At 71.6% G+C, this 22,445-nt stretch carries 19 protein-coding genes, 1 tRNA gene and 1 pseudogene; 12 read left to right on the forward strand and 9 right to left on the reverse strand.

Going from position 1 to position 22,445, the window contains the following annotated elements:
• Window positions 1–183: 183 nt before the first annotated feature.
• A complete protein-coding gene (locus ACZ6R6_RS02530; RefSeq protein ID WP_470089572.1) occupies window positions 184–1,812 on the reverse strand; it encodes a tannase/feruloyl esterase family alpha/beta hydrolase in 1,629 nt (542 codons plus the stop codon).
• A gap of 445 nt (window positions 1,813–2,257) precedes the next feature.
• Between ACZ6R6_RS02530 and ACZ6R6_RS02535 the strand changes: the two genes are divergently transcribed.
• The 8 genes and pseudogenes from ACZ6R6_RS02535 to ACZ6R6_RS02570 all read left to right on the forward strand — a co-directional run bounded on the left by ACZ6R6_RS02535 (window position 2,258) and on the right by ACZ6R6_RS02570 (window position 8,817).
• Window positions 2,258–3,085, forward strand: coding sequence for an alpha/beta fold hydrolase (locus ACZ6R6_RS02535; protein WP_470089573.1), 828 nt, complete (start codon window positions 2,258–2,260; stop codon window positions 3,083–3,085).
• 33 nt (window positions 3,086–3,118) lie between these two features.
• Entirely contained in the window at window positions 3,119–3,559 is a 441-nt protein-coding gene (locus tag ACZ6R6_RS02540) for a VOC family protein (protein WP_470089575.1), read from the forward strand.
• Window positions 3,560–3,599: 40 nt separating this feature from the next.
• Window positions 3,600–3,935: an FAD-dependent oxidoreductase gene (locus tag ACZ6R6_RS02545; protein WP_470089576.1), complete on the forward strand. Its 336-nt coding sequence runs from the start codon at window positions 3,600–3,602 to the stop codon at window positions 3,933–3,935.
• Window positions 3,936–4,084: 149 nt separating this feature from the next.
• On the forward strand, window positions 4,085–4,927 hold the full coding sequence (locus tag ACZ6R6_RS02550) for an oxidoreductase (protein WP_470089578.1): 843 nt from the start codon (window positions 4,085–4,087) through the stop codon (window positions 4,925–4,927).
• Between the two features lie 798 nt (window positions 4,928–5,725).
• Entirely contained in the window at window positions 5,726–6,802 is a 1,077-nt protein-coding gene (gene rsgA / locus ACZ6R6_RS02555; protein WP_470089580.1) for a ribosome small subunit-dependent GTPase A, read from the forward strand.
• A 59-nt stretch (window positions 6,803–6,861) separates the two neighbouring features.
• Window positions 6,862–7,359, forward strand: a pseudogene (locus ACZ6R6_RS02560) (class I SAM-dependent methyltransferase); the annotation flags it as partial.
• A 255-nt stretch (window positions 7,360–7,614) separates the two neighbouring features.
• Entirely contained in the window at window positions 7,615–8,151 is a 537-nt protein-coding gene (locus ACZ6R6_RS02565) for a GNAT family N-acetyltransferase (RefSeq protein ID WP_470089979.1), read from the forward strand.
• 198 nt (window positions 8,152–8,349) lie between these two features.
• Window positions 8,350–8,817, forward strand: coding sequence for a hypothetical protein (locus ACZ6R6_RS02570; RefSeq protein ID WP_470089581.1), 468 nt, complete (start codon window positions 8,350–8,352; stop codon window positions 8,815–8,817).
• A 295-nt stretch (window positions 8,818–9,112) separates the two neighbouring features.
• On the opposite strand, the gene ACZ6R6_RS02575 is transcribed toward ACZ6R6_RS02570, so the two are convergent.
• Window positions 9,113–9,187 (reverse strand) — tRNA-Arg (locus tag ACZ6R6_RS02575).
• 80 nt (window positions 9,188–9,267) lie between these two features.
• Entirely contained in the window at window positions 9,268–10,305 is a 1,038-nt protein-coding gene (locus ACZ6R6_RS02580) for a C40 family peptidase (protein WP_470089582.1), read from the reverse strand.
• A 536-nt stretch (window positions 10,306–10,841) separates the two neighbouring features.
• Here ACZ6R6_RS02580 and ACZ6R6_RS02585 point away from each other — a divergent pair.
• On the forward strand, window positions 10,842–11,231 hold the full coding sequence (locus ACZ6R6_RS02585) for a response regulator transcription factor (RefSeq protein ID WP_306858693.1): 390 nt from the start codon (window positions 10,842–10,844) through the stop codon (window positions 11,229–11,231).
• On the opposite strand, the gene ACZ6R6_RS02590 is transcribed toward ACZ6R6_RS02585, so the two are convergent.
• Window positions 11,228–13,939, reverse strand: coding sequence for a helix-turn-helix transcriptional regulator (locus tag ACZ6R6_RS02590; protein WP_470089584.1), 2,712 nt, complete (start codon window positions 13,937–13,939; stop codon window positions 11,228–11,230). The genes ACZ6R6_RS02585 and ACZ6R6_RS02590 overlap by 4 nt on opposite strands.
• A 144-nt stretch (window positions 13,940–14,083) precedes the next feature.
• Here ACZ6R6_RS02590 and ACZ6R6_RS02595 point away from each other — a divergent pair, with 144 nt between their 5' ends.
• Window positions 14,084–14,704, forward strand: coding sequence for a LysE family translocator (locus tag ACZ6R6_RS02595; protein ID WP_470089585.1), 621 nt, complete (start codon window positions 14,084–14,086; stop codon window positions 14,702–14,704).
• Here the strand turns inward: ACZ6R6_RS02595 and ACZ6R6_RS02600 are convergent.
• Window positions 14,656–15,381 carry an alpha/beta fold hydrolase gene (locus ACZ6R6_RS02600; protein ID WP_470089586.1) on the reverse strand — a complete coding sequence of 242 codons (726 nt, stop codon included), beginning with the start codon at window positions 15,379–15,381 and terminating at the stop codon, window positions 14,656–14,658. The two genes, ACZ6R6_RS02595 and ACZ6R6_RS02600, sit on opposite strands and share 49 nt — an antisense overlap.
• 74 nt (window positions 15,382–15,455) lie before the next feature.
• Here ACZ6R6_RS02600 and ACZ6R6_RS02605 point away from each other — a divergent pair, with 74 nt between their 5' ends.
• Window positions 15,456–16,025, forward strand: coding sequence for a TetR/AcrR family transcriptional regulator (locus tag ACZ6R6_RS02605; protein WP_470089588.1), 570 nt, complete (start codon window positions 15,456–15,458; stop codon window positions 16,023–16,025).
• 126 nt (window positions 16,026–16,151) lie between these two features.
• Here the strand turns inward: ACZ6R6_RS02605 and ACZ6R6_RS02610 are convergent, their stop codons facing one another.
• The 4 genes from ACZ6R6_RS02610 to ACZ6R6_RS02625 all read right to left on the reverse strand — a co-directional run bounded on the left by ACZ6R6_RS02610 (window position 16,152) and on the right by ACZ6R6_RS02625 (window position 20,527).
• Window positions 16,152–17,363, reverse strand: coding sequence for a hypothetical protein (locus ACZ6R6_RS02610; RefSeq protein WP_470089589.1), 1,212 nt, complete (start codon window positions 17,361–17,363; stop codon window positions 16,152–16,154).
• Between the two features lie 31 nt (window positions 17,364–17,394).
• The gene (locus ACZ6R6_RS02615; protein ID WP_306858707.1) at window positions 17,395–17,781 is read right to left on the reverse strand and encodes a Rid family detoxifying hydrolase; all 387 of its coding nucleotides are present in this window, start codon (window positions 17,779–17,781) and stop codon (window positions 17,395–17,397) included.
• Between the two features lie 76 nt (window positions 17,782–17,857).
• Window positions 17,858–18,967: an alanine racemase gene (locus ACZ6R6_RS02620; RefSeq protein ID WP_470089591.1), complete on the reverse strand. Its 1,110-nt coding sequence runs from the start codon at window positions 18,965–18,967 to the stop codon at window positions 17,858–17,860.
• 36 nt (window positions 18,968–19,003) lie between these two features.
• Window positions 19,004–20,527 carry an N-acyl-D-amino-acid deacylase family protein gene (locus ACZ6R6_RS02625; protein ID WP_470089592.1) on the reverse strand — a complete coding sequence of 508 codons (1,524 nt, stop codon included), beginning with the start codon at window positions 20,525–20,527 and terminating at the stop codon, window positions 19,004–19,006.
• 193 nt (window positions 20,528–20,720) lie between these two features.
• Between ACZ6R6_RS02625 and ACZ6R6_RS02630 the strand changes: the two genes are divergently transcribed.
• A complete protein-coding gene (locus tag ACZ6R6_RS02630; protein ID WP_470089593.1) occupies window positions 20,721–22,430 on the forward strand; it encodes a glycosyl hydrolase family 8 in 1,710 nt (569 codons plus the stop codon).
• Window positions 22,431–22,445: the final 15 nt, after the last annotated feature.

Here is a 22,445-nt window from a genome sequence, read left to right on the forward strand (position 1 = left end):
CGCGCCCTCCGCGAGCCACCACGGAGCACCGGACGTGAGGGAGCCGGTGTCGGCGCCCCCTCTCAGGCGGGAAACGTACATCAAGCCGCGAAAAGGCCTTCACCGCGCCGCAGCGCGGTGAAGGCCTTGCCCTTCGGCCGGATCGGGTCGAGCCCGGAGTGCCGTCAGACGAGTGGATGGTTGTCAGCGCCGGACGGGGGCGCAGTAGTAGCTGCCGGCGTCGGCCGGGTCGCCGTGGCCGACGTAGCGGGAGACGGACGGGTACCGGCACAGCTCGCGTGTCACCGTCTTGCCGGAGGAGTCCTTGATGGCGGCGCTCAGCGTCCGCGGGGCCCTGCCCTGTTCAACCCAGGCCGTCAGGGCGCCGAGGGCATCGACGGGCGCGGGGCCGGTGCTCGTGGGGCCGGCGCAGTGGGCGACGCCCGGCGCCAGGAACAGCCGGTAGAAGTCGTCGACCCGGTGCGCACCGCCCATGGCCAGCTCCACCCGCCGGCGGTAGTCCACGGTGCCCTGCGCGGGGATCAGCTGGTCGGCCTGGCCGTGCCAGGTGAGGAGCTTGCCGCCGGACCTGCGGAACGCCGACAGGCCGGGGTCGTCGGTGCCGATGATCGTGTCGTACTCGGCCCGGGACTGCTCGAACAGCTCGGCGAACTCGGCGTAGGTGATCGTCGAGAGGTCGTAGGAGGGTTGCCGCTTCAGGAACGTCGAGACCCACGTGGCCGGTACGGGGAACGGCGCGCCCACGCGGTTGCCGTCCGTGTCGACGCGGGTGCCGGCGAGGTCGAAGCCGGCTCCGATCGGGATGCCCGGCCACAGCTTCTTACCGGACGGCGTGCGGGGGCCGGCCCAGATCTTGCGTACGACGGCGGCGTCGGCCGCGGTGATGGTCTCCTGCTCGCCATCGCATTCGACGCGCTTGCCGATGAGCCGGCGCGGGTCGAAGGCGCACGTGGCGGGGTCACCGATCAGCCCGTCGGGAGCACCGTCGAGCGGGTCGCAGACCTTGACGGCGGCCTCGTTGAAGGCGTTGAACTCACAAGGGGAGGGGAAGGTGTTCTCCTCGTTCATCACCACCTGCGGCCACAGGGTCGCGACCTCGAACTCGTCCCAGTTGATCGCCGGAGCGGTGGCCAGGATGCCGTCGAAGTCGTCAGGGTGGCGCTGGGCCTCCATGTAGCCCTGGCGGCCGCCGGTCGAGCAGCCGTTCCAGTATGAGTAGGAGACGGGCCTGCCGTAGACCTCGTCGACCACCTGCTTGCCGACGACCGCCATCTCGTGCTGCGACCGGTCGGCGAAGTTCTTCAGCAGTGCCGTGTTGACCTCGCCGTCACTTTTCAGGGCCCAGCCGGTGTCCAGGTACGTGCCGACGCCGGCGTCGGTGGTCGCGGCGGCGTAGCCGTTCTTGACCGCGCCGGCCAGGCCCGCGCCGTAGTCGCCGGCGGCGAAGGCGCTGCCGCCCAACGCCTGGAAACGGCCGGTCCAGCCCGTCTCGGGCAACCAGATCCGCACCTTGGCGTGGTCGCCGACGCCCGGGTGGGTGAGCGTGACCGTGACATCGCAGTAGGCCGGCACGTCCGGGATCTCGACCACGTCGGTCAGCGGCGGCACCGGAGGGACGGTCACGGTGCCCGCCTCCCGGCTCACCGCCGTCACGGACTCCACCGTGGTGCCGGCCGGAGCGTTCACGGAGATGGACGAGCACGTGAACGGGGCGGTGGCGGAGCTCGCGGTGCCGGCCGAAGCCGCGGCCGGCAGGCACGCCGCCGCCGCCAGCGGCACTCCGGCCGCGAAAATGATCAGAAGGCGTTTCATGACGTTCCTCTCGCTGAAGTACCGGGTCATCGGCTGTTGCGGTGCGTCTCACTGTCGTCCGCGGCCGGGGCCGGCACATCAGTCAGTTGACGGTCAGCACCGGCGAGCGGCTCCGGGAGCACGTCACACACGTCACGGCGCAGGTCAGCGGGCACATACGGGGACATGTACGCAGTTCGCAGCCCACGGCTGGACGGTGCCGTCCGTGCTCACGTCCCGACTGAAGAGTCGAATGGCTTAACGCGTGAGGCGCGCACCCGCGTACACGGCCGCCGTGTGAAGCCAGGTAGCCCGCTGACCAGCGCCGTTGTGGTACCGGACGACGGCTCGGCCGGCCCGTCGTGACTGACCGTCAAGTGACGGATGTGACCACGGTCCTTCCCTGACGACAGTGATGGCAGCAGATCCACCACCTCCGTCTGAAGCCTCCTGAAAGGGGAAAATCGTGGTCAGCATCAAGGGTGTACGCGGCCGGCGGCTCATGCTGGGTGTCCTGTCGACGCTCGCGATCGGTCTCCTCACCACCGCCGCCGCCACGCCCGCCTCCGCGTCGGACAGGCCGGCCAAGCCGACCATCGTGCTGGAGCACGGCGCCTTCGCCGACGCCTCCAGCTGGAACGCGGTGATCGAAGAGCTGCGCGCCGACGGCTACCCAGTCGTCGCCGCGGCCAACCCGCTGCGCGGACCGGCCAACGACGCGGCCGCACTCCGCAGCGTCCTCGACCACGTCGCCGGACCCAAGATCCTCGTCGGGCACTCCTACGGCGGCTCGGTCATCAGCGTCGCCGGCGCGAACGACCCCCAGGTCAAGGCCCTCGTATACGTTGCCGCCTTCCTGCCCGCCACCGGCGAGACCGCCCTGGAGCTGACGGGCAAGTATCCCGGCTCCACACTCCCCGGCGCCCTCGACCCCACCCCCTTCACCCTCCCCGACGGCACCACCGGGACCGACCTGTACATCAAGCCCGGCAAGTTCCACCACCAGTTCGCCGCCGACGTACCGGCCGGCACCGCGGCCCTCATGGCCGCCACCCAGCGGCCCATCGCCCAGTCCGCCCTGGAGGAGAAGACCGAGGCCGCCGCGTGGAAGGACAAGCCCACCTGGGCGGTCATCACGACCCAGGACCTCAACATCCCCGCCGAAGTCCAGCGTTACATGGCCAAGCGCGCCCACGCGCACTCCATCGAAGTACGCGCCTCCCACTCCGTCGCCGTCTCCCAGCCGAAGACCGTGGCCGGCGTCATCGAGAAGGCCGCACGCGCCACCCGATAGCACCGGACCGAAAGGAAGATCACAACCATGGACATGAAGCTCGAAGTCGTCGTCCTGCCCGTATCCGACGTCGACCGCGCCAAGGACTTCTACACCCGGCAGCTGGGCTTCCGCCTCGACGCGGACTTCCCCATCAACGACGGTTACCGGATCATTCAGGTCACTCCCCCCGGCTCCGCCTGCTCGATCATCTTCGGCGACGGCCTCACCGACGCCGGACCCGGAACGGTCCAGGGGCTGCACCTGATCGTGTCCGACATCGAGCAGGCCCACAACGAACTGGCCGGCCGCGGCGTCGACGTCACCGGCCCGTTCCACGACGCCACCGGCGCCTTCCACCAGGCAGGCGAGACCGGCCGTGTCATGGGCCCGCATCCGCAGCGTGCCAGCTACGGTTCCTTCGCTTCCTTCGCCGACCCTGACGGCAACCGCTGGTTCCTGCAGGAGATCACCGAACGGCTGCCGGGCCGCTGACCGACGGCATCCCCGGGACAAGGCCACACACGGAGGACCAGTGACCACCGAAGACACCCGTACCTATGACGTGGTCGTGATCGGGGCCGGTCCGGTCGGCGAGAACGTCGCCGACCGGACCACCGCCGCCGACCTGAGCACCGTCATCGTGGAAAGCGAGCTCGTCGGTGGCGGATGCTCGTACTGGGCGTGCGAACCGAGCAAGGCCCTGCTGCGGCCCGCTCTCCTGCGTGCCGACGCCGTGGCGGTCACCGGCGAAATCCCCGTCGAACGCCTCTGGCACGCCGTACCGCCCTTCCCCACCATCAGCGAGGTGTGGCTACGGCTGCTCGAGACGTATCGGGACCAGCACAGCCGAGGAAACCGAAACCCATGACCTGCGCGAGGGGCGGCGTTGTCACCAGGACTGACGACGGGCTTCCTCTGTAGCGCATGAAGAGACTTATGTCACATCTATGCTCGTGTTACGTCTATAAACGCTACATTGATGAGACAGTTAAAGAACATCAGGCGAAGGAAACGCCCATGGCCAAGACATGGCTCATCACCGGAGCATCACGCGGCTTCGGACGCCGCCTCACCGAGGCCGTCCTCGAAGCAGGCGACCAGGTCATCGCCACCGCGCGCAGCCCCAAGCAGCTCGACGACCTGCCGGCCCGTCACGGCGACCGGATACGAGCGGTCGCACTCGACGTCACCGACGCCGCCGCGGCCTCCCGAGCGGTCAAGGCGGCCATCGACACCTTCGGCGGCCTCGACGTGGTCGTCAACAACGCCGGCTACGGCAACAGCGCACCGATCGAAGAGATGGCCGGAGACGACTTCCGCGCCCAGATCGAAACCAACCTCTTCGGCGTCGTGAACGTCACACGGGCCGCCCTGCCCATCCTGCGCGCCCAACGATCAGGAGTCTTCGTACAGTTCTCCTCCATCGGAGGGCGCGTCGGCGGCACCCCCGGAATGGGGGCCTACCAGAGCGCGAAGTTCGCCGTCGAAGGCTTCTCCGAAGTCCTCGCCAACGAAGTCGCGCCCTTCGGCATCAAGGTCATCATCGTCGAGCCAGGCGCCTTCCGCACCGACTGGCAGGGTTCCTCCATGGAGATCCACCCCGTCGGCCCCGACTACGAGCAGACCGTGGGCGCCATCCACCGCTACCGGCGCGACACCGACGGCACCCAGCCCGGCGACCCCGCCCGGGCCGCCAAGATCATTATCGACGTCGTCCGCGACGACGACCCACCCCGACGGCTCCTCCTCGGCAGCGACGCCGTTGCCGCCGCCCAGAAAGCCGCCGAGATCCGCGCCGCCGAAACCGAGAAATGGGCCGACGTGAGCCGCTCGGCCGACTACCTCGCCGACGAGCGGTAGCCACCGGAAGGGGCCCCCGACGGACCCCAGAGCCTGGCTCATCACCGGCGCATCAAGCGGCCTCGGACGCGCCCTCGCCGAACACGTGCCGAGCTCAACCGGCTCCGGGCGGAATCCGACGCGGGCAAGCAGGCCGCACTGAGCACCGGTCTCCCGGGAAGTCCGAGCACGCGGTCCTGTGACTGTTGTACGGCTCGACCTGATGACGCGGCTCCAGGGACTGGAAGTACACCGGCAACGCTGAGCCCGCCCCGCGGCGTCGGTCAGCAGCAGAATTTCAGGTGGTCCTGCAAGTCGCCGAGGATGCGGGTGACGCTGTCGCGGTCGCCCCGATACAGCACTTCCCGGTAGACGTGCGGCCGACGGCACCGAACCCATCATCCGATACGGTCCGATCGCTGCCCGGCAGGCGATCGCGGCCGGCGCACATCGGGAGGCGGCGGCACGCCTGGGCCACGTGCTCGGCCTACACCCGATCGTCCGGTCTCACATAGTCGGTGGTCGGAGGCGTCTGGTCGGTAGGTCGGAGACGTCGGAGGACAAGAGCGGGAACGGCAGGGGTACAACTGACCCTGACCTGAGTGCTAGGCTGCCGTCCGTTCGGTATTGGATCAGCGTGGGAGGGAGGTGAGGTTTGATGACCGCGGTGAAGACCGCTGCCATGCGCAGCGCCCGGGCCAACCTCACGTCCCGGGCCCCGGTCTGACCCACTTCTTCCCCCAGCCCTGAGCCACCCGGCTCGGCAGGCGGGGTGATGTCCGCGTCTCGTCGGGGCCCCTTCTCCGCAAGGGTCTCACGTTGCCACACACGTACACCGATCCATCCGGCCTGTCCCGGTACGGATGGACCGGCGCACTCGACCAAACCTTCACCGAACATCACGATGCGGGCCTCGTGCCGGCCCGGATCTCCCGGGTCGATCGCGGCCTGTGCTCGGCGATCACCGCGTCGGGCCCGATGCGGGCCACGTTCGCCGCGCCGTACCCGCCCGACCCGCTCCTGACGCCCTGCACCGGCGACTGGGCCGCGCTGCGCCCGGGCGCCGAGCCGCACCTGGTGGCGCTGCTGCCGCGGCACAGCGCGATCGTGCGCTCGTCGGCGTCCAGGTCCTCCCACGGGCAGGTGCTCGCCGCCAACGTCGACACGGTCGTCATCGCCCTGTCCCTGGCCACGCCCTTGGACCCGGCCAAACTGGAGCGGCTGCTCGCCCTGGCCTGGGAGAGCGGGGCGCAGCCGGTGATCGTCTTGACCAAGGCGGATCTGGCCCACGATCCCGAGGCCGTCCACGCCGAGGCCGGCGCGCTGGCACCTGGCGTGGACATCCTGGTCACCAGCGTCGCCACGGGTCACAACCTCGACGTGCTGGCCGCGCTGGTGCGCGGCACCACCGTGCTGCTCGGCCCCTCGGGTGCGGGCAAGTCCAGCCTCGGCAACACGCTGCTCGGCGAGGAGGTGCTGGCCACCGGCACGGTACGCGCGCAGGACGGCAAGGGCCGCCACACCACCGTCCGCCGCGAGCTGCTCCCCCTGCCCGGCGGCGGGGTCCTCATCGACACGCCCGGCCTGCGCGGGATCAGCCTGCACGACGCCGCCGACGGCCTGGAGCAGGTCTTCGCCGAGATCGAAGACCTCGCCGCGTATTGCCGCTTCGGCGATTGCGCCCACGGCACCGAGCCAGGATGTGCGGTCCAGGCCGCCATCGCGGCGGGTGAGCTGCCCGAACGTCGCCTGCGCAGCTACCACAAGCTGCAACGGGAGAACGCCTGGGCGGCCTCACGTACCGATGCCCGGCTGCGCGACGAGCGCGTCAACCGGCAGAAGGCCATCACCAGTCATCTGCGCGCCACCTACAGGTTCCGGGACCGGCAGCCATGACCGGCCGCGTCCCACCGACCTCCCCGACCGCTCATCGTCCACCAGGAGCCCGCACCACCATGCCCGAAAGCCCGCACGACCCGATCAGCGACCCCACAACGGCGGCGCTCTTCGCCCTGCACGACAACCTGGCACGTCAAGGCCCCGGCTCCGACGCGACCACCCGCCACCTGCTGTCCCTGGCCGGGCCGCTGGCGCCGCGCCCGCGCGTGCTGGACATCGGCTGCGGGCCGGGCCGCTCCTCGCTGGTGCTGGCCCAGGCCGGCGCCGAGGTCACCGCGGTCGACCTGCATCAGCCATACCTCGACGAACTGGCACGGACCGCCGCCGACCGCGGCCTCGCCGTCCACACCGTACGGGCGTCGATGGCGGACCTGCCCTTCCCGGACGGGAGTTCCGACCTGATCTGGGCCGAAGGATCCGCGTACATCATCGGCTTCGACACCGCGCTGTGCTCCTGGCGGCGGCTGCTCGCCCTGGGTGGCCGGCTGGTCGTCACCGAATGCGAATGGAGCACCGACTCCCCATCCGCCGAAGCCCGCGCGTTCTGGGATCAGGTGTATCCGCTGCGCACACGAGAGCGCAACATCGCCGCGGCGCACGCCGCAGGGTATGCCGTCGCCGCGGCGCATCCGCTCCCCGACCGCGACTGGTTCGAGGAGTACTACACGCCGCTGTCACAGCGCGCCCACGCGGCCGACCTGGCCGTACCCGGGATGCGCCAGGCGGTCGCGGCCACCCTGCAAGAGATCACCATGCGCCGGGAGCACGGCGCGGACTACCAGTACACCGGCTATGTCCTGCATCCGCAGATGGACAAGGAAACGGACCCGACCATGACCCCTTCCTGGGCCACCCGTCCCGAGAGCGCCGGCGACGTCGCCGCCATCCGCGACGTCAACCTTGCTGCCTTCCCCAGCCCGCACGAGGCCGATCTCATCGAGGCGCTGCGGGCCGACCCGCAGGCGTGGCTGCCCGGCATGTCCTGGCTGGCCGAGGCCCCCGGCGGCGATCTCGCCGGATATGCGCTGCTCACCCGCTGCTACGTCGGCGACTCACCCGCCCTCGCCTTGGGCCCGTGCGCCGTCAAGCCCGAACATCAGCGGCGGGGCGCGGGTTCCGCCGCCATCCACGCCGCTCTGCGCGCCGCCCGCGAGCAGGGCGAGAACCTGGTGGTCGTGCTCGGCCACGCCGAGTACTACCCGCGCTTCGGCTTCACCCCGGCCTCCGGGTACGGCATCCGCCCGCCCTTCGACGTCGAGGACAAGTACATGATGGCACTCACCCTCGACCCTGAACGGCCGGTCCCGAGCGGCGTCATCCGCTACCCGGCGGCGTTCGGCGTCTGATCTCCCGCTCTTTGGATGCGGCGAACGGCTCTCAGCACGGCTGGGGGCCGTTCGACCGTCGCGAAGGTCGGCGGCCTTGCGGCCGAGCATCCGTGGTGCGAGACGTGGGACCGGCCCACCTCGCACGCGGTCACGAGCTCGCGTGGGCGGGCAGCGACATGATCGGGATCCGGGTGGCGGTCATGAGCGCCGAGCGAGGTGGCGACCCGCCTGGTCGGAGACGGGCAGCCGCCGGTGATCGAGCTCGGCAGCGAAGAGGCATACGAGGCCGGTGCTGCTCTTCTGGGCCGGATGGGAAATTCAACGATGATCGTCGAGACTTTCGGGAACAACTATGTCTGGGAATCGGGAGTTCTCGATCGGCTCAGCGTGAACGCGCAGGTCTGGCATGTCTCGTGGGAGGTGACGGGGAACTCCAGGCTGATCCACGCCGCGTGCGGACGGGTTCTGGCCGAGGTCCAGCATCTGAATCCCGCCGACGCCGTCGGGGAAGACCTCGCCGCCGTTGAGGCCGAGTTGGCGGCCCTGGGTCCGACCATCAGCGCTCCGTGGCCGGCCACACAGGCCATGGCGCTGGCCATCGTGGAGGCGCGCACCGGCGCGCGCCTGGAGAGCGGCTGGTTCGATCGTTCCCATCCGGCCGTGATCGTCGGCGACCTCGCGTAGGCGCCCTGATCGCGGCGGCTCGTGTCTTGCTGTTCCAGATCGCCCAAGGATGAAAAAGGCTCAGTGAGGTACGGAATCAACCGCATCCGTCACCATGGCGGCGCAGTTCCACCCAGAGAGCGCCGGAATGGAACGACACCACCCATTCATCAGCGATCGATCTAGATGATCTTGTCCCGCGCCTGTCCCGCGGAACCTGTCGTCACACACCTAGGGCGTCACAGGATGGCAGAACAACAACGATCACCGCGCACGCGAAAGGCCAGGTCAGACGATGTCTGACCTGGCCTTCGGTTGGTGCCCCCTGCAAGATTCGAACTTGCGCTCCCGGCTCCGGAGGCCGGTGCTCTATCCCCTGAGCTAAGGGGGCCAACGAGTGATTAGATTACCAGCATCTTGAGGTGAACAGACACTCGCAGCGCGAAGTCGGTGATCTGGGGGCGCCGGTCTTTACCTGGTGGTCGTCCGGGGGGTCGGGCGGACCGCCCCTCGGTAGCGCGAGCGGTAGTAGGCGGAGGCGGCGAAGTCCGTCGTCTTGACGACGTCACCGCGCTTGGGGGCGTGCACCATGACACCGTCCTTCACGTAGACGCCCACGTGGGTGGGGTCTCCGGTGCCGCCGCCGAAGAAGACCAGGTCTCCGGCCTGGAGCTGGGAGAACGGCACGCGACGCCCCTGCCTGAACTGGCTGCCGGTGTAGTGGGTGAGCGCGGCTCCCGCCCTGGACCAGGCGTGCAGGGCGAGGCCGGAGCAGTCGAAGCCGCCGCCGGTCGGCCCCCCGGTCGAGCCGCCGCCCCAGACGTACGGCCTGCCGATCTGGCGGAGCGCCGTGGCCGCCGCCGTCTGCCCCGGCGACGGCCTGTCCGGCTGCCGAGAGGGCGTGGCCGGGGGACGGGAGGAGACAGCCGGGGAAGGAGACGCCTCCGGCTCCGCGGAGGAGACGACGGCCGGCTGGCGGACCCGCGAGGGAGGCGGAGAGCTGGCGGGGTCTGCGACATCAGGGGAGGTGGAGAGGGCGGCACCCGCAGCAGACCCGGAGCCGGAGGGGGCGGTGACGTCGGGAGACTCGGAGGCGGAGGCAGCACCCCTGGGGGATCCGGCGCCGGAGGAGACGGCACCCCCGTTAGATCCGGAGCCCGAGGGGACGGTGACGTCGGGAGACCCGGAGCCCGAAGAGGCGGGACCTCCGGGGGCGCCGGAGGCGCTCGTGGGCCGGGCTCCGTCCGTGGCGGAGAGGGCGCCGTCCGCCGTGGCCCGGCCGGCCCGGGGAGGGGATCCCGCGCCTGTGCGGGCGGCCTCGCAGGCGCCGGTGAGCGCGGCCCGGCCCCTTTCTCCGAGCCACCTCCGGAGTCCGGCCGGCAGCTCCATCTCGGCCAGCAGCCGCCTCCAGCCGTCGGCGGCCTGGGCGCAGGGGCGGGCCGCGGGCACTTCGGGGCTCCCCGTGAGGGTTGCCATGAGGACGGTGGCGGTGAGGATTGTCGTGATCATGCGTGCCCTCCCTGGGCTCGATGAACGATCGAGGCCTCAGGATGTTCGGGACGGGGTCTCCCCCAAGGAGCCGAACCGGATTCTGTGGACGACCAGCGGGCCGTCCACAGCCGTGGAAGGTGATCCAACTGTCCACAGCCGTAGAGGGTGACCCAAGAACGTGGAGGGTGATCCAAGAAGAAGCGGCGGGTCCGAGGACGCGTAACGAGGGATCATCACCGCCCCGTTCATCCCGCCTGCCGTAAGCTCCCTCGCCCCGCCTGGAGGCCCCCCACCGCCCGTAGCTCCCTCACCCCACCCATAAGACCCACGCCGTCCATGGCCCCACACGCCCCACCCGTAGGCCCCCCACCGGCCCTGCCCTGGCTTCCTGTGGAGGAGGCTCGGGCGACGGCCCAGGAGAAGGTCGGGGAGCCCGCGGCATCCCCGGGAAACCCGCCTGCGCCTCTCCGGGACCTGCCCTCGGTGGACAGCTGTCCGTACGCATCCGCCGAAAACCGCGCGTGACCCGGCTCCGAAGAGTTAGCCTCACGGCCGTGGGCGAGGTTCTGGGCAAGGTATTGGTGGTGGATGACGACGAGGTCATCCGACAGCTGATCGCGGTCAACCTGACCCTGGAGGGGTTCCAGGTGGAGACCGCCTACGACGGGCAGAACTGCCTGGACCGGGTGCTCGACGTGATGCCCGACGTGATCACGTTGGATGTCATGATGCCCCGGCTGGACGGGTGGATGACCGCCACCAGGTTGCGCGGCGACAAGGGGACCCGGCACATCAAGGTGGTCCTGATCACCGCGCGGGCGCAGGAGGACGACAAGCGCCGGGGGCTCGGCATCGGGGTCGACGCCTATCTCACCAAGCCGTTCGACCCGGCCGAGCTCATCCAGGTCGTCCGCGACCTGGCGCTGGCCACCCGCAGCGGCTAGATCAGCCCCTCCTTGCGGGCCAGGGCGGCGGCCTGGGTGCGGGAGGAGACGCCGAGCTTGCCCAGGATGTTGGAAACGTGCACGCTCACCGTCTTCTGCGCGATGAACAGCCGCTCGCCGATCTCGCGGTTGGGCAGGCCCTCGGCCACCAGCGCGAGCACCTCCTGCTCCCGGCCGGTGAGCAGACCCGGCTGCGCCGAGGTGAACCGGGCCCGGCGGCCCAACTCCGCCAGGGCCTCGCCCAGCGGCTTGGCGCCCAGTGACGTGGCGTCCGCGACGGCCCGCTCCCACTCCTTCAGCGCCTCGGCGCGTCCGCCCGAGGCGAGCAGCGCCTCGGCCAGCCGCCACCGGGCGCGCGCGGCCTCGTAGACGAACCCGACGTCGAACGCCTCGACCACCGCACGCCACGCCTCCACGTCGGCACGGCCGTGCACGCGGTGCCACTCGGCCTCCGCCCGGGCCAGCCAGGCCCGCCCCTCGAACCCCATCCCCGGCCGGGCCGCCCGCCGCGCGCGGGCGAGCAACTCGTCGGCGCCGTCGGTGCGGCCCAGGTCGGCCAGCGCCCAGAGGGCGACGGCGCCGATGCGGATGTTGCCGGCGTCGGCGGGGTCCATGGTGTCCAGGACCGCGGTCGCGTGTTCCAGGGCGGCCCCGGGCTCCTGCCGCCAGAGGGCGTGCTCGGCGGCCATGCCCCGGGACATGTAGGCGACCAGGGTGTCCGACCAGAACGGCCGGAGCCAGGTCAGCCGCTCCTCGACCGCGGGCGTCCCCATGGCGACCTCGATGAACAGCGCGAAGGAGGAGAGGATGGCCTCGGGGATCTTGCCGACGCGCACGCCGAACCCGGCCGCCGTCTCCCGGGCCTGCGTCCACTCCCCCGCCATGTAGTGGATCAGGAACTGGAGGAAGCGCAGGTCGGTGCCGTAGGTGCTCCAGGAGAGCCCGGACTCCGTGGCCAGCCGCACACCTCGATCGGCGGTCACGGCGGCGGTGGCCATGGAGCCGCGCTCGAACTGGGTCCGGGCGTGGTGGAAGATCGCGCGCAGGTCCATGGCCAGGTCGCCGGAGCCCTGGACGGCGACGGATCCGAACAGCTCCTCCGCCAGGGCGCGGTCGCCCTCGAACTCCGCGCAGGAGGCCAGCACGATCGTCGCCCCCTTCTCCGCGTCGCTCGCCCCCGTGGCCCTGGCGACCTCCAGCGCGCGGTCGGCGAGGGGCCTGACCTCCGCGTGCCGCGGGCCCCAGCTGAGCGTGCGGGAGAGGGTGGCCAGCGCCTTGGCGAGGACGGCGGTCCCGGGCGGGGCCGCGGCCACGGCCGCCTCGGCGGCCACGATCGCCTTCGGCACGTCGTCGGAGTCGTAGAGGTAGTAGGCGAGCCTTTCCAAGGACTCGGCCGTCGGGGGGACCTCCCGCACCTGGGCGGTGGCCCGGTGGTTGTCTCCCATGTCGGCCGCCGCGGCGGCGGTGCGCAGCACGAGTTGGACGCGGTCCGTCCCGGCCAGGCTTTCGGCGTCGGGGACCCGGTCCCACAGGCTGAGCGCCTGCTCGAAGTGGCGGTGGGCCTCGGCGGGGGCGCCGAGCCGCTCGGCCCGCCGGCCCGCCTCGACCGAGGCGGACAGGGCTTCGGCGAGGTCGTGCCCGGCCAGGTAGTGGTAGGCGAGCTCGGCGGCGGCGCCGCTGCGGGCGGTGAGCAGGCGGGCGAACGCGGAGTGCATGCGGGTCCGCTCGCCCGGCAGCAGGTCGGTGTAGACGGCCTCCTGGAGCAGGGCGTGCCGGAAGGCGTAGCCGTACTCCCCGCTGGGGCGGAGCAGCCCGCGTGAGACGATCTCCCGCATGGCCTCCTCGAAGGCCAGCTCCTCCAGGCCGGAGGCCTCCCGGAGCAGGTCGTGGTCGACCCGCCGGCCCGCGACGGCGGCCCCCCGCAGCACCCGCTGGGCGGCGTCGGACAGCAGCTCCGCCCTGGAGAGCAGCAGGCTGGTCAGGCCGTCGGTCATCGAGGAGCCCTCGATCGCGGCCTCCAGGAGCTCTTCGGCGTAGAACGGGTTCCCCTCGGCCCGGTCGACGACCTCGCCGATCATCTGGGCGTCGCCGCCGCCGAGGGAGGTCAGGTAGTCGGCCATCTCACCGCGGTCGAGCGGGCTCAGCTCGACCGCCGTCACCAGGGGGAGACGTTTGAGCTCGGCCAGGACCCGGCGCAGCGGGTGACGCCGGTGGAGGTCGTCGGTCCGGTAGGTGCCGACCAGGCAGACGCGCTCGGTCTGCAGCATCCGGCTGAGGAAGACCAGCAGGTCGCGGGTGGACTGGTCGGCCCAGTGCAGGTCCTCCAGGACCAGCAGCACGGGCTGCGCGGCCAGGAACCCCAGCATCGAGCCGAAGAGCTGCTGCTGGGTGAGGGCGGAGGTGGTCTCCGGGCCGAGGTCGGTGCCGCCGGGCAGCAGCCGCCCGAGGACGGGCCGGGCGTCGAGCGCCGCGCGCAGCTCACCCCGCGCGTCGCGCAGGGCGTCCGCCAGCGGGAGGTACGGCAGCGCGTCGCCGAGCTCGGCGCACTGTCCGACCAGTACGGCGAAGCCGGCCGCCTCGGCCCGCTCGCTCAGCTCCGTCACCATCCGGGTCTTGCCGATGCCGGCGTCGCCCCCCACGAGGGCCACCCCCGCCAGCCCGCCGGCTGCCGAGTCGAGCACGGCGACCAGGCGGTCAAGCTCCGCCAACCGCCCGATCAGAGCACTTTGCCCTTTCTGCCACTCCACGTCGGGAGTATGTCACGGTCTGCCGACATCGGGCCGAATGGTCCACCGACGGCGCCCGCGAATGGCCTTCGCGGCGGGGATCGGGGCGCCTCTAATGTCGGAGCCATGGTCTCCGTGTCGACATTCCTGGTTTTCATCGTGGCGTCCCTCGCGCTGGTCCTGGTGCCCGGCCCCAACCATCTCTACATCGCCGCCCGGGCCATCGCCCAGGGCAGGGCCGCCGGGCTGGCGAGCGCGTTCGGCGTGGAGGTCGGCACCCTGGTGCACATCGCCGCGGCGGCGGCCGGACTGTCCTACGTGATCGCCCGATCCGCCGCTCTCTTCAACGTGATCAAATGGGCCGGAGTGGCCTACCTGGTCTATCTGGGTGTGCGGACCCTGACCGGCAAGCAGGAGCTCACCGCCCAGGAGGCCGCGCCGCAGCCACTGCGCGCGATCTTCCTCGAAGGCGTGGTCGTCAACGTGCTCAACCCCAAGGTGGTCCTGTTCTTCCTGGCGTTCCTGCCGCAGTTCGTGCGTCCGGAGGCGGGGGCGGTGCCGCTGCAGATCGCCCTGCTGGGCGGCACCCTCCTGCTCCTCGGTCTGATCTCGGACATGGTCTACGCGGCGGGCGCGGGCGCGCTCGGCGGGCGGTTGCGCGACCGGTCGGGCCTGCTGCGCCGCTTCAGCGGGATCGTCTATCTGGGACTCGGCGCCGCGACCGCCCTCTCCGGCCGGTCGAGCTGATCGCACAGGTCTCCCAGCAGGCGGGCCAGCGGCCCGGGGTCCCTCAGCACGCCCAGGTGCCCGCGGCGGGGGATCAGGATCAGCCGCCCGTCCCGGCAGGCGCGCAGGAAGGCCCGCTCGTCGCTCCGGAACGGGTCGCGGGCGCCGTTGACCAGCCACACCCGTCCGGGGTAGGCGGCCAGCGCCGCGAGCTGGTCGTGCCCGGCGACGGCCGCGACGGCCTGCGGCAGCACCTCGCACGACAGCCCTCCCGCCACCATCGCCGCGCCGGCGGGGCCGGGCAGGACGCGCCGGAGGACATGGGAGCTGATCCGGTCCGCGCGGGCGGGGTCGCGCGCGGCGAGCGCGGCGACGGACCGGTAGATCCACGCCATCGACGGGCTGCGGGCCGTGCATCCCATGGCCACCAGCCCGGCCACCCGCCTGGGGAGACGCTCGGCGGCGGCGATGCCGACGTAGCCGCCCAGCGAGAGCCCCGCCACGAGCGCCCGTCCGCCGAGGGAGTCGATCGCGTCGGCGACGGCCGAGACCGCCGCGTCCATCGAGAACGGCTCGCCGCGACGGGTCCCGTGGCCCGGCAGGTCGACGGCCGCCGAGGGCCGGTCGAGGCGGGACATGACGGGGCCCCACATGGTCCCGCTGACACGGATCCCATGGACGAGGACGACGGGCAGCATCACTGACCTCCAAATGCAACGGTGCGTTGTACTCATTGAAACACAACGCACCGTTGCGTTGTTACACTCGGCCCATGGCACCGCGCAAGGAACAGCAGATCTTCCGGGCGACGCTCGAACTCCTCGCCGCCAAGGGCTACGAGGGGCTGACCGTGGAGGGGGTGGCCGAGCGGTCGGGGGTCAACAAGACCACGATCTACCGGTGGTGGCCGTCCAAGGCGGCGCTGCTCGCCGCCGCGCTGGTCGAGGCCGACCTGCTCGCGATGGAGCCGCCCGACACCGGCAGCCTCAGGACGGACCTGGAGGCGCTGGTCCACGGGATGGCCGCGCTGCTCACGCGGCCCCCGGCGGCCGACGTCGCGGTGGCCGCGCTCGGCGCCGCCGTACACCATCCCGAGCTCGCCGCGGCGGCCCAGCGTTTCTTCGCCGACCGGCTCGCCCGGGAGGAGGCCGTCTTCGAGCGCGCGAGGCGGCGCGGCGAGCTGCCCGGCACGGCCGACCCGATGCTGATCATGGATCTGCTCGCCGGCGCGGTATGGCTGCGCACGGTCTTCCGGGGGCTCCCCCTCGACGACGGCTTCGCCGCGCAGGCGGTGAGCACGGTCCTCGACGGGCTGACCCGAGAGCGCGCCGGTCGCCGCTGAGGACCCGGGCGGCGGTCCGGGGACGCGCCGCGGCGTAGGCCCCAGGCGGTCCGGGAACGCGCCGCGGCGTAGGCCCCGGGCGGTCCGCGAGCACGCCCGGAGCCGGACCCGGCTCAGCCCCGGCGGTCAGTCCGCGAGCGCGCCCGGGATGCGGTCGAGGATCGGGTACGGCATGAGCCCGTAGGCGTAGAAGTCGACCGCGTCGGCCCCCGCGGCCCGGACGGCCCGGACCTTGGCGGCGAGCCGGTCGGCCGAGTCGGTGTCGGGCAGGCCGGGCCGGAGCACGACCCGCAGCTCCTTGTCCTTGCCCGTCGAGCGGCGGTAGGCGCCCACGTCGTCGCCGACCCTGCCGGCGTCGCGGGCGTAGGCGAGCACGCCCAGCGAGGGCACCAGGTCGCCGAGCGCGACCAGGTCCACGCCGAGCTGCCAGGAGTCGTGCGCGGCGAGCCCTCCCGAGGGCAGGCCGTCGGCGTAGCCCTTGACCGAGCCCGTCGCGTCGAGGAAGACCAGCTTGGAGCCCTCGGCGGTGACGGCCGTGGAGACCTCCGAGACCAGCGAGGTCACCACCTCCGAGCGGGCCCGCGCGTAGGCGACCACCTCGGGTCCGGCGTAGGCGGTCAGCGCCGCCCGGGTCACCTCGCCCTGCGCGGGCGGGTCGCCGTCGAGCACGCCGCCCACGACCCTGGCGCACTCCTCGCGCGCCACCTCGGCGTTGACGCCCAGGTCGGCCGCGCGGCGCATGCAGAAGTCGCAGAAGCACAGACCGAGCAGGAAGACGTCCATCGGCCCGAGCGGGACGAAGCTGCGCTCGTGGTGGTAGCCGTGGCCGAAGGTGCCGAAGTGCAGCGCCTCGGCGACCACGCTGTCGACCCCCTGCCTGGCCACCGCCCGGCCCAGCGCGACCGCGTAACGGCGGACGTCCGGGTGGGAGGGGCAAAGGTCGGCGGGCGAGCCCCGGTCGCCGAAGCAACTGCGCACGGTCACGTCGGGGTTGGCCAGGCCGAGCGTGGTGTTCTGCAGGAAGACGGTCCAGCCGTGCAGCTTGAGGCCGCGCTCGGCGGTGGCCAGGCGCAGTGCCGCCAGCGGCTGCTCTGCGGCGCCCTCCTGGACGGGCGGGACCAGGCGCAGTTCGCCGAACAGGTCTTCGGGCGGCGTGAAGTGCGCGCCGTCCCTGCGGATCGTCACGCGGGGGCGGCCGTGGGGGGTGACGTCACGGGCGCAGTGGTAGGCGGCGGCCACGGTCACGCCCGCCACGCCGTATCCGGTGATGCGGTCGAGGACCTTGTCCAGGCCCTCCCCGCGCACGTCCTCGACATAGACGTATAGCGAGCTGTCCAAGCCGCCGCCCTCCCACGCAGTCGGTCAGACTCTAACGCGGCTTGTAGGCCACGAAGTCGATCTCGACAAGGATGTCCATCAAGTCGGAGCCGACGGTCGTGCGGACCGGATACGGCTGGGTGAAGTAGGACTTGTAGACCTCGTTGTAGGCGGCGAAGTCCCGCTTGAGGTGCTGGAGGTGGACGGTCGACTTCACCACGTCGTCGAAGCCCAGACCGTGGGCGGCGAGGATCGCGCCCAGGTTGCGCATCACCTGGTGGGTCTGCTCGGCCACGTCCGCCCCGACGACCTCGCCGGTCTTGGGGTCCAGCGGGCCCGCGCCCGAGGTGTAGACGAAGTCCCCGACCACGAGGCCCTGCGAATAGGCCCCGATCGGCGCCGCGCCCTCGTCGGTCCGCAGCTCCTGCTTGCCACTCATGTCACCACTCCTCTTAACCGTTAACCGGGAACAACGGGAATCGCCGGGATCAGCGATCAGGAAAAACGCTCAGAGATCAGAAACAGGTGTCGATCAGGTCGACGACGATGTAGTCGTCGTCGACCACCGGCATGACCCGCCACTTGTCGAAGGCGGTGCACGGGTGGGAGATGCCGAACGAGACCAAGTCTCCCGGCTTCACCTTCGAGTCCGGCGCGAGCCGCAGGACCGCGTGCTGGTCCTGCATCTTGAGCACCGTGGCGTCGGCGACGGCCCCGCGGGGCACCGGCAGACCCTCGTCGAAGGGGGCGTCCCGCTTGCCGAACCCGACGACGGCCAGGCCCGGCTCGGGGACGCTCAGCACGTGCGCCCAGATCTCCAGCGCGGCCCGCAGCTCGCCCTCGATCCGGGTGTAGGGCGTGCGCTCGCGGTAGTAGCCGTCGTCGTGGGTGATGTAGGCGCCGCTGCGCAGCATGATCCTCGCCTGGCAGGCGGCGAGCTCCCGGCCGATCACGTCGAACCACTGGCTCCCGCCCACCGACAGGATCGGGTCGCGCACCCGCAGGTGCTCCAGCGCCTCCAGCATCCGGTACAGGTAGGCCCGCACCTCCGCGGCCGACGTCAGCGAGCCTTCGTACCCGGCGACGCCCGCGAGCTCCACGCCGTCGGCCGCCTGCGCCGCCGCGGCGACCTCCAGGAGCCCGCCGAGTGTGCGGCTGCCGGCCCGCCCGCCCTCGTGCCCGAGCTCGGCCAGCACCCGGAACGGCCTGGCCCCGGCGTGCTTGGCGAGCGTCTCCACCCCGGCCACCGAGTCCACGAAGCAGAGGAACTCGAACGACGGGTCCTCGGCGAGCTGCGCCGCGAGAGCGTCGAGTCCCGCCGGGTCGAAGACCTGGTTGGCGATGATGATCCGGGAGACGCCGAACTCGCGCAGGGTGAGCGCCTGGCTGGGGGTGGCGACCGTCAGCCCCCACGCCCCGGCGTCGAGCTGGGCCCGGACCAGCTGGGGCGACATGGTCGTCTTGGCGTGCGGGACCAGCATCAGCCCGTGCTCGGCGGCGAAGGCCGCGAGCGTCGCGATGTTGTGCTCCAGCGCGCTGCGGTGCGCCACCATGACGGGGAAGCTGAACGCCCCTCCGAACAGCGACGATCCGACTGCCCTGCCGGGATCCACGATCCCCTTCATGCGATGTCCCCTTCGTCCGCTCTGGTGACCCTATCCTCAGGGCCGCAGCGCCCGTCCGGGGGTGGCCCCGGTGAGCTCTCCTCCCGCCAGGACGGGGACGCCGGAGACGAGGACGTCGCCGACGCCGACGGCCAGGGTGCGCGGGGCGGCGTAGGTCGCCCGGTCGGAGACCGCCCGGGAGTCGAAGACGACGACGTCGGCGGCCTGCCCGGCGCGGACCAGCCCCCGGCCGGCGAGACCGAAGCGGCGGGCCGGGTGGGAGGCCAGGTGGACGGCGGCCTGCTCCAGGGTCCAGTCGCCGGTCTCGCGGACGTGGTGGCCCAGCATGCGGGCGAAGGCGCCGTAGCCCCGGGGGTGGGGGTGACCGCCGACGTAGATGCCGTCGGAGCCGCCCGTGTGCGCCGGGTGGCGCAGGATCGCGCGCACCGACTCCTCGCCCTCGGGGCCCTCGTCGGGGCGGGCCGTCACGCAGCCGGCCTCCAGCCGGGTGTCGATCAGGACGCGGCGGCAGAACTCGCCAGGCTCCAGGCCGGCCTTGGCGGCGGCCTCCGGGAGCGAGAGCCCCTCGGCCCACTCGGCCCCGGGCACGTGGGAGAAGGTGATCCGCGGCCAGAGCGCCGGGTCCCAGTCGACCGGCTCGGACTCCAGCAGCTCCAGCGCCCGGTCGGTGTCGGCGGCCGGGATCCACGACGGCAGCGCGACCATCGCCAGGATCGTGCTGCCGCGCAGGTAGGGGTAGGTGTCGAAGGTGACGTCCAGCCCGTCGAGCCGGGCCTGGTCCACCAGCGGCAGCAGGGCGGAGGCCGGACCGTGGTAGTGCGAGACGTGCACGGCGGCGCCCGAGCGCCGGGCGATGTCCGTCACCTCGGCCATGCCCGTCCCGGCCAGCGCGCCGTACCCGCGCATGTGCGTGACGTACGGCAGGGCGCCCAGCGGCGCGCAGAGCGCGGCGATCTCCTCGGCGTCGGCGTAGCGTCCGGGGGCGTACTCCAGTCCGGTGGACAGCCCCACCGCCCCCTCCGACAGGCCGCGCTCGACGCGGGCGAGCATCCCGGCCAGCTCGTCGGGGGTCGCGGCCCGCTCGGCGGCGCCCATCACGTCGTAGCGGATCGTGCCGTGCGGCAGCAGGTAGGCGGTGTTCAGCGCGGTCACGCGGTCGTAGCCGTCCAGCAGCTCGCGCACGCCGAGCGGCCCGTCGGCCGACGGGTGGGTCCCGTTGACCGCGGCGAAGTAGCGGGTGGCGTAGGCGAAGGTCTCCGGGGTGGAGGCGGGGGCGAAGGACAGGCCGTCCTGACCCAGGACGAACGTGGTCACGCCCTGGCGGAGCGCGGCGAGCTGCACCCCCGGGTCGAACACCAGGGCGTCGCCGTGGGCATGGCAGTCGATCAGGCCCGGCATGACGTGCCGGCCGGCTGCGTCGATCACCGTCGCGGCCTCCGCGCCGGCCAGCCGGCCCACCGCGACGATCCGGTCTCCGGTGATGCCGACATCCGCCCGGAAGGCCGGGGAGCCCGTGCCGTCCAGCACCTGGCCGCCCTTGATCAACACATCGAATGACATGTTGGGATTCAATCATTCGCCGGGAATCCCATGCATCCAGGCACGCCTCCACCGGCTCGGCGCCGGGCCGGACGGATCCGGACGGCGATAATTAGGCCCCCCCACCCCTTGACCCCGGCGCGGCGGGAATGATGCCATCTTCATCTAGTTAGGAACCTTTCCTAACTAGATGACCGCAGAGAGGGCGGACCCTGTGCATGCGAGACCGCGTCTCCGTCACCCCTCGACCATCCTCGTCCCGGCACTGGCGCTCGCCCTGATCGCGTCGGTGTCCGTGCTGGCGGCGCCGCCCGGCCTCGCCGCCGACTCCCTCCTGTCCCAGGGCCGGCCGGCCACCGCCTCCTCCAGCGAGGACGCCACGCTGACCCCGGGCAACGCCTTCGACTCGGACGGCTCGACCCGCTGGGCCTCCGCCGAGGGCCACGACCCCGAGTGGCTCCGCGTCGACCTGGGCCAGTCCGCCACGATCTCCCGGGTCAAGCTGACCTGGGAGGCCGCCTACGGCAAGGCGTACCGGATCCAGACCTCGGCCGACGGCTCGGCCTGGACCGACGTCTACTCGACCGGCTCCGGCGACGGCGCCGTGGACGACCTGGCCCTGTCCGGCACCGGCCGCTACGTCCGGCTGTACGGCACGGCACGCGGCACCGCCTACGGCTACTCGCTGTACGAGATGGAGGTCTACGGCAGCACTGGCGGCACCCCCACCCCCACCCCGACCCCCACGCCGACTCCGACTCCGACCCCCGGCGGACCGGCCGTGCCCTTCGGGGGCCACACGATCCCCTACGCCTCCGGGATGCTGCGGCCCGGCGGGAGCCAGGCCACGCTCGACCAGAAGGTGGTCGACTACTACAAGCGCTGGAAGGCCGCCTTCGTCAAGCAGAACTGCGGCAACGGCTGGTACCAGATCATCTCCCCCGACGCCGACCACCCGTACGTGGCCGAGGCCCAGGGCTACGGCATGGTCATCGCCGCCACCATGGCGGGGGCCGACCCCGACGCCAAGAAGATCTTCGACGGCCTGCTGAAGTACGTCCTGGCCCACCCCTCGTCGGTCACCCCCGGCCTGCTCGCCGCCGAGCAGGACACCTCCTGCAAGAGCGTCAACGGCGGCGACTCCGCCACCGACGGCGACCTGGACGTCGCCTACGGCCTGCTCCTGGCCGACCGGCAGTGGGGCAGCGCGGGCGCCTACGACTACAAACAGCTCGCGATCAAGCACATCAACGCCATCAAGGCCGGTGAGGTCAACCCGACCACCAAGCTGATGAAGCTGGGCGACTGGACCAGCTCCGGCGACCAGTACTACTGGATCAGCCGTTCCTCGGACTGGATGATCGATCACTTCAGGGCGTTCCGCAAGGCCACCGGCGACGCGACCTGGGACACCGTCCGCGCCAACCACCAGAACCTCATCGCCTCCCAGCAGGCGACCTACGCCGCGGGCACCGGCCTGCTGGCCGACTTCGTGGTCAACACCAACACCACCCCGAAGCCCGCCCCGGGCAAGGTCCTGGAGGACCCCAACGACGGCAAGTACTGGTGGAACGCCTGCCGTGACCCGTGGCGGATCGGCGCCGACGCGGTGACCAGCGGCGACGCCAAGTCGCTCGCCGCCGCGCGCAAGCTGAACACCTGGATCAAGAGCAAGACCGGCGGAGACCCGAACAAGATCGCCGTCGGCTACTCCCTGAACGGCACGCAGATCTCCAGCGGTAGCGAGCCGGCCTACTTCGCCCCGTTCGCGGTGGCGGCGATGACCGACTCCGGCAGCCAGGCCTGGCTGGACGCCCTGTGGAACAAGATGCTGAACGCCCCGTTCACCTCCAACGACTACTTCTCCACCAGCATCCAGCTCCAGGTCATGATCACGGTGACCGGCAACCACTGGGTGCCCTGACCCGCCCGTCCGGTA

The sequence above is a fragment of the Streptosporangium sp. NPDC048886 genome, assembly GCF_055586905.1.

Coding starts and splice junctions, on each gene's coding strand:
- ACZ6R6_RS02530 (WP_470089572.1), bottom strand. CDS start 1,812: ATGAAACGCCTTCTGATCATTTTCGCGGCCGGAGTGCCGCTGGCGGCG.
- ACZ6R6_RS02540 (WP_470089575.1), top strand. CDS start 3,119: ATGAAGCTCGAAGTCGTCGTCCTGCCCGTATCCGACGTCGACCGCGCC.
- ACZ6R6_RS02550 (WP_470089578.1), top strand. CDS start 4,085: ATGGCCAAGACATGGCTCATCACCGGAGCATCACGCGGCTTCGGACGC.
- ACZ6R6_RS02565 (WP_470089979.1), top strand. CDS start 7,615: ATGGACAAGGAAACGGACCCGACCATGACCCCTTCCTGGGCCACCCGT.
- ACZ6R6_RS02580 (WP_470089582.1), bottom strand. CDS start 10,305: ATGATCACGACAATCCTCACCGCCACCGTCCTCATGGCAACCCTCACG.
- ACZ6R6_RS02595 (WP_470089585.1), top strand. CDS start 14,084: ATGGTCTCCGTGTCGACATTCCTGGTTTTCATCGTGGCGTCCCTCGCG.
- ACZ6R6_RS02600 (WP_470089586.1), bottom strand. CDS start 15,381: ATGCTGCCCGTCGTCCTCGTCCATGGGATCCGTGTCAGCGGGACCATG.
- ACZ6R6_RS02605 (WP_470089588.1), top strand. CDS start 15,456: ATGGCACCGCGCAAGGAACAGCAGATCTTCCGGGCGACGCTCGAACTC.
- ACZ6R6_RS02615 (WP_306858707.1), bottom strand. CDS start 17,781: ATGAGTGGCAAGCAGGAGCTGCGGACCGACGAGGGCGCGGCGCCGATC.
- ACZ6R6_RS02620 (WP_470089591.1), bottom strand. CDS start 18,967: ATGAAGGGGATCGTGGATCCCGGCAGGGCAGTCGGATCGTCGCTGTTC.
- ACZ6R6_RS02625 (WP_470089592.1), bottom strand. CDS start 20,527: ATGTCATTCGATGTGTTGATCAAGGGCGGCCAGGTGCTGGACGGCACG.